This window comes from Bacillus sp. TL12, assembly GCF_022625245.1.
Classification (GTDB): Bacteria; Bacillota; Bacilli; order Bacillales; family Bacillaceae_G; genus Bacillus_A.
The window spans coordinates 14,747-27,140 of sequence record NZ_JAJJBY010000036.1; the positions used below are offsets into that span (position 1 = coordinate 14,747).

A 12,394-nucleotide genomic window follows, 5' to 3' on the forward strand; every position below is an offset into this window, starting at 1 on the left:
CTTAATAGGACAAACCTGCCGGGAAAATCCCTGCAGGTTTGCTTTAATCTCTATACATTAAATATCGTTCATACCACATATCAACAAAGTCCGGCGCAAATGGCCCTTTTCTTTGATGAATCCACTGCGTTAAATACTCTACATTTCGTTTTAATATCGTATCAATCACCGGAGGATAATTCATCATTTGACTATGCTTCTCATACTCATCTTCATCTAAAAGAGTATATGTCATATCTGGATATACTTTAATATCTAAATCATAATCAATATACTTTAATGCTTCAGAATCATATGCAAATGGAGAACTTAAATTACAATAATAATATACTCCCTCTTCTCGTAACATACCGATTACATTAAACCAATAATTTGAATGAAAATAACAAATTGCAGGCTCACGCGTAATCCATGTCCGACCATCTGATTCGGTTACTACAGTCCGATCATTTGCACCAATTACAAGACTTTGCGTACCTTTTAAAATTGTAGTCTCTTCCCACATTCTATGAATGGAGCCATCATGTTTATAACTATGTATTTGTACTTTTTCTCCTTCTTTGGGAAATCCCATACGTGCTCCCTTCTTTCACTGTGAACGCTCTTCTAAAGTTGCCTTAACTAGTATTGTTCCTGTTAAAAACGTATTGAGCCGAATTCACTTTTTTTCTATTATAACTTTTTTGTCAAAATTTTAAAACTAAACCGATACAATCCAAATTCCATAAACACGAATGAACTACTCTCCATCGACAAATCATGATGCAACAAAAAGCCCTTCTTCATAAATTAAGAAAGGGCTTTTCCAACTAAATTATCAAAATATACAATCCTTTAGTTAGAAATTATTTTTTCCGTTTCAAAAGAATGAATCACTTCATTTGTTTGCTGCTCAAATTTTTCATGCAAAAGCTTCAAGGCTTCTTCTGTTTTGTGTATTTCTTGACGAATAAAATGCAAATCCTTTTTATCGCACTTCCCTTGCTCACTTGTTTCGATCTGTTGGTACTTCTCTAGATGCGCTTGTAACTTCAGTAACTCATCCATTGTTTGCAACTGCTCTCCTACCAACTTATCAAATAAATTCATTATTTACCTCCTGTTTCTAATAAAGTGAAACTTTAATCAACCCTCACGAAGCAGGCATTTACAGGCAGCCCTCCATCTATCTTCCTCGTTCCCCTTTAAATCTTGAGGTGGGGGTCTTACTGCCCCGAATAACAGGATACATCGCTACTACATATTTTCTAATCTCCTACCTTCTTCTCCTTTGACTACATTTGTTGACTTATTAGAAGTTATGTCGGCTCTCTCAACAAAATTCTCAAAATAATCGATTTGTATAACATTAGATTTTCACTAGTAATAGAGCTTTCGTTTTCGTCATAATATGACAAACAAAGAAAACACTTCTCTTGAATCGAGAAGTGTTTTTCTTTGTTATTGATTCGTGCTAGAAGATTGTGATTTTTTCGCTGCTGATTTTGCGTTTTGTTGTTTTACTGCTTGCACATCAGTGTCAGTAGCAAACTCTGTACCGTAGCTAGCATTTGCGCTTTGAACACCAGCGCTAGAAGCTTGTGATTTTTTCGCCTCTGATTGTGCATTTTGTTGTTTTACTGCTTGTACGTTTGTCTCAGTTGCAAACTCTGTACCATAGCTAGCATTTGTACTTTGAATGCTAGCACCAGAAGTTGCTTTATTATAACCTTGTTGTTTTTTACTCATCTTTCTCACCTCCACAATCAATAATGTAACCAATCATTCAAAAAGATATCCGTAAAAATTTTTTTAATTGGCGCATATATGTTCCCAGACTCATTCAAACTATATATGATGGAGGTGTACAGCATGTATGTTGGACGCGATATGACAGAACTATCTATGATTTCAAAAGAAGACTGGAAACAAGATGAATTAGCTTATTTTCACCATTCTTTGCAACAAATCATGCCTTATTTAAATGTAGAAGGCCAAACGATTTACAAAGAAATCATAAAAGAAATTGAATCACGAGGCGGTCTTCAAAACAGCGAAGCGGATTGGACACATGGTACAAAAATTTCTTATGACTAAAAACGTGTTCCCTAATTCGGGAACACGTTCCATCTAGAGCCATCACGGTTGGAGTTTTTCAACACATTCCTCATAAATCGTACGATGTGACTTTGAGAAAGGCAATCTTTCAAAATCCTCTTTCGATACCACTTTTAATGTATCTGTTTCTTCAACAGTACTTGTTACTTTTCCATAAAATACAAATACATCCCATGTACGATGTGTGAAAGTATGTTGTACATTCATCGCATATTCATCAATGGAAACAGACAAGGAAAATTGTTCTCTCATATAATCAATGAGTTGTTGTTTTTGATTCCGAATCCCCCCATTGATTTCAACATTCGGAAATTCCCACATATTCGCAAGTAATCCCGTGCTTGGTCTTTTATTAATTACATAGCTCCCATCCTCTGTTTGCAATACTCCTGCAACAAGCGGTACCATTTTAGGAGCTTTCGCCTTACTTTTGACTGGTAATTCTTTTTGTACACCTTCTGCATATCCGCGGCAATGTTCCCGAACTGGGCAAAGTAAACAAGCTGGATTTTTCGGAATACAAATAAGCGCACCTAACTCCATTAAGCCTTGATTAAAATAGGATGGATTTTCCTTTGAAATAATTTCACGTACAATCTCTTCAAATATTTTTCGTGTCTTAGGTTTTGCAATATCATCCCACACTGATAATATCCGGGATAAAACACGCATTACATTGCCATCTACAGCTGGCTCTGGTATACCGTATGCAATACTTAAGATCGCACCTTTTGTATACGGACCAACACCTTTTAACTTTTCAATTTTTTTCACATCATTTGGTACTTTCCCGCCATATACTTCTTTTACTTCTTTCACTGCTGCATGTAGATTCCGCGCTCTAGAATAATAACCAAGGCCTTCCCATGCTTTTAATACCTCTTCATCATCCGCCGATGCCAACGCTTCTAATGTTGGAAACTTTCCCATAAAATTTGCGTAATATGGTTTTACAGCTTCTACTCGTGTTTGCTGCAACATAATCTCAGAAACCCAAACGCGATACGGATCTTTATTTTTACGCCACGGTAAGTCACGTTGTTCTTTTTCAAACCAACTAATTAAATCGTGTTGAAACTTCTCTATGTTAAAATCATCTAATATTTCAAGTGTCAAACTTGGTCCCCCTCATTTTTTTGCATATACGTACTATTATAAAGATTTTAGGAAAAAATTTAAGTAAGATGATATAGGAAATAGAAGGCAAATGCCTTGAGATATCGAATAAAAAGAGTTACATTAATAAAAAATGGAGGTGTGTTTTCATGGACACAGCCACTCACCTTGTTATGGGCGTCACGTTAGGTAGTTTAGCCACATTAGATCCAGCCATTAGTCAGAGTGATTTCGGACCACAAGCTGTTATGCTGGCAACGATTGCTGGCTCCAATATTCCTGATATTGATACCGTCTTAAAATTACGTAATAACGCAAAATATATAAGAAATCATCGTGGAATTACTCATTCCATTCCCGCTGTTATTCTTTGGTCTTTCCTTGTAAGTGGAATTTCCTTTGCCTTCTTTACAGAATCACCCTATCTTCATCTACTACTTTGGTCATTTATCGCCGTCTTTCTTCACGTGTTTGTTGATATTTTTAACGCTTATGGTACACAAGCATTACGGCCTTTCACAAAAAAGTGGGTTGCATTAGGTGTAATTAATACATTCGATGCCGTAATCTTCTTTATCCACATACTCGCTATCGCTTGCATGCTCGTCGGCTCACATAAAGGATATACTGCTTTAGCTGCATATATTTTAATGTTTGTCTACTATATTGGCCGGATTGTAATGAGACAAAATGTAAAAAGTGTAGTTTACAAACGATTCGAAAATGTAGAGGAGGTCATCATTTCTCCCTCCTATCGCTTTTATCATTATCATTTGGCAATTACTACAAAAGACAAATACTATGTCGCTCGTTGGCACCGTGGCCATATTATGGTGCATGATAAGTTTGATCGTATCCCACTTCCGGATAATAAAATTATGCGGGCTGCACAGAAAGATGAAAACATTTCTGCTTTTTTATCTTTTTCACCCGTATATCGTTGGGATGTTTTTGATTACGACAACTATTGTGAAGTGCGTTTTATCGATTTACGCTACCGAAGTAAAGACTATTATCCATTCGTTGCAATCGTCCAGTTGGATCAAAATTTAAATATTATTAGTTCCTATACTGGATGGATCTTTAGTGAAGAAAAGCTTCGAAAAAAATTAGAATTGATTCCACATTAAAAAGAGCGACCAACTCGGTCGCTCTTTTTAATGCTTTAAATGGTCGTCTTGATTAATTAAATGACTATATTTCGGATTATTCGTACGGATTTCATGAAGACGTTCACCATGATTATTAATCCATGTTCTTACAATTTGTTCCGTCATTTCTTCACCTTGATAACGCCCAGATTTTGCATATGTTACTTGGAAGTCCTCCCATAATAACTCAATCCATGCGCGTGCCTGTGAATAAGACAAAAAACTATTTTTTTCCAATAATTCTTTTGTTAATATTTCATACTTATCATTCATTATTTATTTCTCCTTTTATTGATTTTGTACTTTATCCCGTGCCTAACAACCGCAGCAAAATGTTGAAAGAGCAAATCCCTCCTTTATTTTTTAAGCATAATTTCTTTTGCTTTGCACATTCTATTAATGATACTTCTTAGTAAGTATCATTTTACAATGAGGGGGCGTTTTTCTTGGGTAGACAAGCTGAATTTTGGTCTGAATCAAAAAACAACAGCAAAATCGATGGGCCAACGAAAGCAAAAGCTCGTTTTGCTTCGAAAAGACCTAACGGCACAATTAACACGCACCCACAGGAACGTATGCGTGCCGCAAATCATCAGGAAGAGTAAAACAAATAGTCAGTTCTAAAGGGTTATTGCGATTAACTTCCTACATGAGGTGATAAAGATGAGCTACCGTAATCATTTAGATCGTCGTTCTGAATTATTCAACCCAACCTGGGCACGTCCGAAGCATGCAAAAGCACAAGTGAATGGACAGACGCAGCAAACCCAGTCTCTCATTATTTTGGCGAATGAGATGAGAAAGCGCCAAATTTAACTGCCTATCTCCTGTAACAATTACGAAAAATGAAAACCAGAGCAGCCAAGGCTCTCTGGTTTTTTATTTCTTCTGTAATAGCGAAATAGGAATACCAATTTCCTCTGTCTCATTTTGTTTACGTCCCCAAGCAAACACTCCATTGAAATACGTAATCGTAAATAATATACCCGGTTCTTCTATCAGTTCATACGTTTCACCAATCTGAAATGCGTTTATATCTGTCATATAAGCACGAGCCATTGCCATTTTTCTCATTAATACATCAAACTCATTTACTATACCAAGCTGTTCTGCCTTCACAGCTTGTTCTTTTAAAGTACCAATTTCCTCTCTTAGCTCATGTGGTGTCATCTCACTATAACGTTTCGGCATATTCATCATATTCTCTCATCCCTCTTCACGTTTCATTTGTAAAAATGTCTCTATCTCATCAATGGAAAATCCTTTTCGATATAATGCTTGTTTCATCTTATTTTCATATGTCCATCCATCATGCTTTTTATGCTTCTCATGATACTTATTTCCGTGATATAACAACGCTTCTTGTTGTTGCGTTTCATCCTTGTCCTCCTTTAATTCTTCTAGACAAATTTGAATTACATCACGATTATAGCCTTTACGGACTAACATTTCTTCTAGCTTTTGTTTCATTTGTAAAAAAGAATGCTTTTGATACGCTTTTTTCTTTTTTTCTACAAGCTCAAAAGCATTTTCAATTTGCTTCTCTTTCGAATATTCTTGTAAACTATGAGTAATAATTATATCCTGGACACCTTTACCAAAAAGTTCCCGTCTAATAATAGTCGGTCCTTTTTGATTCACGTTACTATGAGTTCGCACATACGAAATGGCATACTCTCTATCATTAATATAGCGATCATGTAATAATTTCGATATAACTTCAGAGATGATGGCTTGTCCAATTTCTTTTTTTCTTAAATATTCTTCTACTTCCTGTTTCGTTCGCATTTGATAGGATAAATAAGAAATTGCTTGTAAATACGCTTTTTGCACTTCTTCATTGTACAAAATATTTGCTAACTCTACTTCATCAATTTCTAAACCCTTTTGCAACCCATGCTTGATTAAGATTACTTGATTCACACTAAATCCGTATTCTTCGCCTTGTCCTTTATCAATATAAATATTAAATCGTTCTTTCGTTCGCTTTTGTACTTCTATTTTTGTAATGACAGCCATATTCTTCACCTCGCTACTATTTTAACATAGTTGCGAAACAATTTTGCTTTTCATGAATATATATAACGGGGAGGAAATTCCGTTGAAGATTGCAATTTCTGGAGGAACTGGTTTTATCGGTAAAGCATTAGCTAATTTTTTAAGCCTAAAAGGATATACAATTTACATTCTCACTCGAAAAAAAAGAGAGAATCCTCTCAATTCTAACATTCACTATATCCAATGGGATACGCGCTCACATAAGTTTCCTCTCACTTCTATTGATGTTGTTGTAAATCTAGCTGGAGAATCTATTAATAATGGCCGCTGGACAGAAAAGCAGAAAGAAAACATTGTAGCGAGTCGCCTTCATACAACAAATAGTCTCATTAAGCAATTACAAACATTACAAAAGAAACCCCATACTTTTATTAACGCTAGCGCAATTGGCTATTACGGTACATCTGAAACAAAAATCTTTACAGAACAGAACAAAGAAAATGGCAGTGACTTTTTAGCAACTACAGTAAAACTATGGGAAGAAGCAGCATCTAACGCAACTTCTCTCGGAATTCGAACCATCTATACCCGCTTTGGAATTGTTTTAGGAAAAGATGGTGGTGCCCTTCCTAAAATATTACTCCCTTACAAATTATTTATTGGTGGGACAATTGGTTCAGGTAATCAATGGCTATCTTGGATTCATCTAGATGATGTCATCCGTATGATTGATTTTGCAATAAACACAAAAGAAATCGAAGGCCCTCTTAACATTACGGCTCCAAATCCAACAACAATGAAAGAGTTTGGAAAGGTGCTTTCAACTGTCATGCATCGCCCACATTGGCTTCCCGTTCCAGCATTTGCACTACATGCTTTACTTGGAGAAATGAGTATGCTTGTGTTACAAGGGCAACATGTATTGCCTAACAAAGCGATGCAGTATGGATACCAATATTCTTTTCCCACATTAAAGCATGCATTACAAAATATTATATTGCATACACTGTAGTACTTCTGAAATACGCTCATTAAGATTGTTTAATTTACTAATTTAAAAGTTATGAGCCAATGGAAATGAGGTCTCTATGAAAACGCTATTTAAGCAAGCCACTGTATACCCTATTACTTCTTCTAAATTTCAAGGAGATGTATTAGTTAAACACAATCAAATAGCTGCTCTAAAACCACATATTGAGCCAACTCAAGATATGATTGTTGTTGATGCAAGAGCACTCCACCTTTTACCAGGATTTATCGATGTGCATACCCACCTTGGACTATACGATGAAGGGACTGGATGGGCTGGAAATGACGCCAATGAAACGTCTGAAGTATTAACCCCTCATATACGTTCTTTAGATGGTATCCATCCTTTTGATATCGCTTTTCAAGATGCAGTTCAAAGTGGGGTTACAACTGCCCACGTTATGCCTGGAAGTCAAAATATTATTGGCGGAACAACATGTGTGATTAAAACTGCTGGAACATGTATCGATCATATGATTATTCAAGAACCTGCCGGATTAAAAATTGCATTTGGCGAAAATCCAAAACGAGTTCATAGTAATGGTACAAAAGAATCAATTACTCGTATGGGAATTATGGGGTTACTTCGTGAATCCTTTTACGAAGCACAACATTATGGAAATGAAGCAGATTTTCGAATGCTTCCTATTCTAAAAGCACTACGCCGAGAAATCCCAGTACGTATGCATGCTCACCGCGCAGATGACATTCTTTCCGCTCTTCGCTTCGCAAAAGAATTTAATCTTGATTTACGTATTGAACACTGTACAGAAGGACACTTTATTGCAAAAGAACTTGCTAACCAAAACTTAAAAATATGTGTCGGCCCGACATTAACACGCCGATCAAAAATTGAATTAAAAAACAAAACATGGGATACGTGCCATATTTTATCCAAGCATGGGATAGAAGTTTCTATTACAACAGACCATCCCTACACTCCAATTCAATATTTAAATGTTTGTGCAGCCATCGCTGTCAGGGAAGGATTAGATGAAAAACTCGCATTAGAAGGAATTACAATCATCCCCGCCCGAAACTTACGTTTAGAGAAAAGGATTGGAAGTATTGAGGTCGGAAAAGATGCCGATCTTGTATTATGGACACATCACCCATTTCATTATCTAGCCAAGCCCGTACTAACTATGATTGATGGAAAAATAATTTACAAAAAAAATAAAAAAAACTAGTTTATTTTTTTGACTAGATAAAGTATTATACGATTATAAACTGAATGAAACCATAATCAATTTGTGTCGTGATTATTCATTTCAAATTGATGAATGGGGAAGGCAAATGGTGCGCCACCAGCGTTATAGACTGGTTCTAGTGGGTTCGATTCCCACCCCGAAATTTTTTAAAGATTGATATAAAAATTTCGAGGGTGGGGTGTTTTTTCGTCATGCTACCCTCATGTGAGGAGGAGTTAGTATGTTAAAAAAACGCGACTTACACGACAGCCACGTTCTATACGATTTAATGGTGGATCCAGCTGTCTTCCCTTTTGTGCGTCAAAAGGCTTATTCATATGAAGAATTTCTATTTTTAACAAAACAAACAATTGAAGCCGAAGAACGTGGTGAATTAATCTCACGTACCATTTTAGATGAATGGGGGAACCCTATCGGCACAATTACTTTATTTGATGTGCAAGAAAAAGCTGGGTTTCTTGGCACATGGCTTGGAAAACCTTATCATGGCCAAGGATATAATAAATTAGCAAAAGATGCTTTTTTCAGCGAGCTTTTCTATGAGTTAGATATTGAAACAATCTTTATGCGCATTCGCAAAGTAAATATCCGTTCGATGAAAGCAGCTGAAAAACTACCATATGTAAACCTAGCAAATGAAACTAGAAAAGTTGTTTATGATCAAATTAACGCAATCGAAGAAGTATATAACTTATATGAAATTCCAAAAGATCAATATACCCTTTCTACAATGCGCGACACTACATTCCAAGATACACATCATTTAAAAGAAGCATAATAATATATATTTCAATTTTCTGATATATCAGTCCCAGTTATGAAAACAAAAGAAGTTTTCCTTCTGTTTTCATATAGAGTAGGTCCATGAGCAGATACTCTCTCACACCTAAAAGGAATGGTTGTATGTCGGTCTTTCAAGGCGTATTTATATAATTATAAAATGAATAACTTGTTTATTATGTATATCTCCTTGTGTCATTGGAAACGATAGGTAATAACTTTATGACACGAGGTGATCTGTAATGGATAGAAAGAAACGTGAAAAAGCAAGAAATACATTAAATAGTACACAAGAGGTTCTTTATCAGCGAGAGTTTCGCAAAGCGGATCGCGCAGCAGGATATCGTCCTAAAGGTGTGTAATTATAAAGTGAAACTTGAGGGGATTTTTTATCCTCTCCTATCAAATTTATACAGATTAAAGATTTACTCCTTATATAGTAAGGAGTATTTTTTGTGGAAAACTTTATCCACAGAATTAATAGAATTGTGTATAAATTTAACGATTATTGAGGATAGACATGTATTTAATCACATATAATTCACTTAATTTGTGGATATTTTTTCAGAAAATTGTGGATGATGTGGATATCATTGTTAATATTCTGATTTTACCTTCTATTGAGAGCGCATTCTTTTGTGGATAACATAACAAAAAACCCTCTTTCAAATAAAAAGAGGGTTTCACATTACGTAAAAGATTGAGCAAGAGCTGGAGATTTCATTGGCATATGATTAGATTGTTCATGATTCTCTTCTAAAATCGCATCAACAATATGAGAGGCTGGTTCTGGACGATAAATGCTTCTCATCGCTTCCTTCATTTGTAAAAGCTTCATATCATCTTCTAACAACGCTTTCGTTTTCACAAAAATCTCAGCATCTTCACGAACAACAACTGCTGCTCCTTTTTTCTCAAAATATAGTGCATTTTCATTTTCTTGTCCTGGTACAGGTTTGTATAAAATGACAGGTACTTGTAAAGCAGCTGCTTCACTCAATGTGATGCCTCCCGGCTTCGTAATCATACAAGAAGTGACACGGAATAACTCATCAATATTTTCAATATAGCCAAATACTTTCAGTACTTCCGGATCCTGTTCCTGCAGTCCTAACAATTCCTGTTTTAGAGCATCATTTTTTCCGCACACAACAGCTACTTGCAGATTAGGCACTGACATAAATGATTGGCATAATTCCTTTACATTTCCTAATACACCATGAGCCCCTGCTACAATAAGCAAAATCTTTTTCTCTCGAGATAACTGATATTTATTATATATAAGTTCTGAATTCATAGTTAACTCAAAGTTTCTACGAATCGGAATCCCTGTTTCCACAATTTGCTCTGAAGGCACACCGATTTCAACCATTACTTTTTTCACATGATCTGTTGCGACAAAATAACGATCTACTTCACGATGAATCCATATTTTATGCAAACAGAAATCTGTTAGCACATTATAAACAGGAATTGAAAAACCTGTTTGTTTTTTCAATTCCGGTACGGCAATAATCGGAAATGTATTAATAACAATGTCTGGTTTTTCCGCATGCAAGAGTGCTTTTAAACGCTTTCTCCCAAAGTTTGCATACCACGATGCGATTTTTTTATCATAAATTTTCTCTACACCGTAATAAAACAAACGATATAACTCTTTACCTATTGTATAACTTTTTAAATATAGATATTTTGTAATGTCCGTTATGACCGGATGTGATTCTCCAAATAGATCACAAACAATCACATCTTTAATTCCTTTTTGACGAAATGTTTGTTCTAATGTTTTTGCTACTTGCACATGACCATTACCGTAATGTGCAGTTAATATTAAAACCTTGGGGTTTTTTATCAAACAAATCCACTCCTAGCTTTTTCGCTTTCCCGTATTGCATATACGACAATAGGAAAAACATTTTCCTAAAAAAAAATTACATGTTTGGATTCCAACACTTTCATGTTAGCTATGTACCTGTCGTGGATATGCAAAGCATATAAGATTGACCCCTTAATCCTATCTGTGCTCATATCTTTATATTATACTTTCCTATAAGAGCTTTCGCAATAACTTACAAATAATCATACTTCATGATACTCGCCCTGCTACTTCTTAATTCTTGTTACTATTTGGTTTTCCCTTTACAATTATGTAAATTTATCCTTTTATTTCTTTACAAAAATATGGATATTCTACTTTCAGTATACTCTTTTCTTTAGATATACTCTAGATTTTATTAAAAGAAAACAAAAAGTCTAATCCATTTGGATTAGACTGCTTGTAAAATATTTTTTGCATTTTGAACATTTTTTTCTGTTGGAGGTTCTACACCTTCAAGAGGATATTTATGTCCAAGTGCTTCCCATTTATATACACCAAGCTTGTGATATGGTAAGACTTCTACTTTCTTTACGTTAGAAAGACTTTGAATGAAGTTAGATAATCTTTGCAAATCTTCTTCACTATCAGTAACACCTGGAACTAATACGTGTCTTACCCAAATTGGTTTTTGTTTATCAGATAAATAACGAGCAAATTGTAAAATGTGTTCGTTCGTTTTACCAGTTAATTTACGGTGCTTTTTAGGATCGATATGTTTTAAATCTAATAATACTAAGTCTGTATAGTCCATTAAAATATCTAGTTTTCTTTGGAACTCTGTTTCTTCAGAATAGCAACCGCCTGAAGAATCAATTGTCGTATGAATTCCGATTTCTTTACATTTCTTAAATAACTCAATTAAAAAATCTAACTGCAGTAAAGGTTCCCCACCACTCACTGTGATGCCACCTCCGGAAGCTTCAATAAAGGGAAGGTAACATGTAACATCCTGCATCACTTCTTCAACTGTTATTTCTTTTCCTTTACCAATTTCCCACGTATCAGCATTATGACAATATTGGCAGCGTAATAGACACCCTTGTGTAAATATGACATAACGAATTCCTGGGCCATCAACAGTACCACAAGACTCTACAGAATGAATTCTTCCTTTTACCATGTTAACTTCCTCC

Annotated in this window: 17 protein-coding genes; 8 read left to right on the forward strand and 9 right to left on the reverse strand. The window is 35.3% G+C overall.

Translation table 11 applies throughout. The annotated features are described in order from the left end of the window. Positions 1–43: 43 nt before the first annotated feature. From ntdP to LOK41_RS23235, 3 genes are all read right to left on the reverse strand, one after another. Positions 44–574, reverse strand: a complete 531-nt coding sequence (gene ntdP, locus LOK41_RS23225; RefSeq protein ID WP_241818481.1) for a nucleoside tri-diphosphate phosphatase — start codon at positions 572–574, stop codon at positions 44–46. A 260-nt stretch (positions 575–834) separates the two neighbouring features. Further along, entirely contained in the window at positions 835–1,089 is a 255-nt protein-coding gene (locus LOK41_RS23230) for a YgaB family protein (protein ID WP_241818482.1), read from the reverse strand. Positions 1,090–1,440: 351 nt separating this feature from the next. Further along, on the reverse strand, positions 1,441–1,728 hold the full coding sequence (locus LOK41_RS23235) for a gamma-type small acid-soluble spore protein (protein ID WP_241818483.1): 288 nt from the start codon (positions 1,726–1,728) through the stop codon (positions 1,441–1,443). Positions 1,729–1,851: 123 nt separating this feature from the next. On the opposite strand from LOK41_RS23235, the gene LOK41_RS23240 reads away from it, so the two are divergent. Then, complete coding sequence (locus LOK41_RS23240) at positions 1,852–2,076, forward strand: hypothetical protein (RefSeq protein WP_241818484.1); 225 nt, start codon at positions 1,852–1,854, stop codon at positions 2,074–2,076. Positions 2,077–2,118: 42 nt separating this feature from the next. Here the strand turns inward: LOK41_RS23240 and mutY are convergent, their stop codons facing one another. Next, positions 2,119–3,213 carry an A/G-specific adenine glycosylase gene (gene mutY, locus LOK41_RS23245; RefSeq protein ID WP_241818485.1) on the reverse strand — a complete coding sequence of 365 codons (1,095 nt, stop codon included), beginning with the start codon at positions 3,211–3,213 and terminating at the stop codon, positions 2,119–2,121. Positions 3,214–3,362: 149 nt separating this feature from the next. Here mutY and LOK41_RS23250 point away from each other — a divergent pair, with 149 nt between their 5' ends. Further along, complete coding sequence (locus tag LOK41_RS23250; protein ID WP_241818486.1) at positions 3,363–4,343, forward strand: metal-dependent hydrolase; 981 nt, start codon at positions 3,363–3,365, stop codon at positions 4,341–4,343. A 27-nt stretch (positions 4,344–4,370) separates the two neighbouring features. On the opposite strand, the gene LOK41_RS23255 is transcribed toward LOK41_RS23250, so the two are convergent. After that, positions 4,371–4,637 (reverse strand): YfhJ family protein, encoded by a 267-nt coding sequence (locus LOK41_RS23255; RefSeq protein WP_174102951.1) that lies wholly within the window; start codon positions 4,635–4,637, stop codon positions 4,371–4,373. A gap of 173 nt (positions 4,638–4,810) precedes the next feature. Between LOK41_RS23255 and LOK41_RS23260 the strand changes: the two genes are divergently transcribed. Beyond that, a complete protein-coding gene (locus LOK41_RS23260; RefSeq protein WP_018767248.1) occupies positions 4,811–4,969 on the forward strand; it encodes a small, acid-soluble spore protein K in 159 nt (52 codons plus the stop codon). A gap of 58 nt (positions 4,970–5,027) precedes the next feature. After that, positions 5,028–5,180: a YpzG family protein gene (locus LOK41_RS23265; RefSeq protein WP_000122139.1), complete on the forward strand. Its 153-nt coding sequence runs from the start codon at positions 5,028–5,030 to the stop codon at positions 5,178–5,180. Positions 5,181–5,243: 63 nt separating this feature from the next. Here LOK41_RS23265 and LOK41_RS23270 read toward each other — a convergent pair whose 3' ends face one another. Continuing rightward, complete coding sequence (locus LOK41_RS23270; protein WP_241818506.1) at positions 5,244–5,561, reverse strand: YfhH family protein; 318 nt, start codon at positions 5,559–5,561, stop codon at positions 5,244–5,246. Positions 5,562–5,570: 9 nt separating this feature from the next. Continuing rightward, on the reverse strand, positions 5,571–6,383 hold the full coding sequence (gene recX / locus LOK41_RS23275) for a recombination regulator RecX (RefSeq protein WP_241818487.1): 813 nt from the start codon (positions 6,381–6,383) through the stop codon (positions 5,571–5,573). Between the two features lie 52 nt (positions 6,384–6,435). Between recX and LOK41_RS23280 the strand changes: the two genes are divergently transcribed. The 4 genes from LOK41_RS23280 (at position 6,436) to LOK41_RS23295 (ending at position 9,744) form a co-directional block, all read left to right on the forward strand. Then, a complete protein-coding gene (locus tag LOK41_RS23280; protein ID WP_241818488.1) occupies positions 6,436–7,374 on the forward strand; it encodes a TIGR01777 family oxidoreductase in 939 nt (312 codons plus the stop codon). 76 nt (positions 7,375–7,450) lie between these two features. Beyond that, positions 7,451–8,581, forward strand: coding sequence for an amidohydrolase (locus LOK41_RS23285; protein WP_241818489.1), 1,131 nt, complete (start codon positions 7,451–7,453; stop codon positions 8,579–8,581). Between the two features lie 241 nt (positions 8,582–8,822). Next, positions 8,823–9,380 carry a GNAT family N-acetyltransferase gene (locus LOK41_RS23290; protein WP_174102946.1) on the forward strand — a complete coding sequence of 186 codons (558 nt, stop codon included), beginning with the start codon at positions 8,823–8,825 and terminating at the stop codon, positions 9,378–9,380. A gap of 244 nt (positions 9,381–9,624) precedes the next feature. After that, complete coding sequence (locus LOK41_RS23295; RefSeq protein WP_098491654.1) at positions 9,625–9,744, forward strand: YfhE family protein; 120 nt, start codon at positions 9,625–9,627, stop codon at positions 9,742–9,744. Positions 9,745–10,070: 326 nt separating this feature from the next. Here the strand turns inward: LOK41_RS23295 and LOK41_RS23300 are convergent, their stop codons facing one another. Both LOK41_RS23300 and pflA read right to left on the reverse strand, forming a co-directional pair. After that, positions 10,071–11,237, reverse strand: coding sequence for a diglucosyl diacylglycerol synthase (locus LOK41_RS23300; RefSeq protein WP_241818490.1), 1,167 nt, complete (start codon positions 11,235–11,237; stop codon positions 10,071–10,073). 412 nt (positions 11,238–11,649) lie between these two features. Next, positions 11,650–12,381 (reverse strand): pyruvate formate-lyase-activating protein, encoded by a 732-nt coding sequence (gene pflA / locus LOK41_RS23305; protein WP_241818491.1) that lies wholly within the window; start codon positions 12,379–12,381, stop codon positions 11,650–11,652. Positions 12,382–12,394 lie beyond the last annotated feature (13 nt).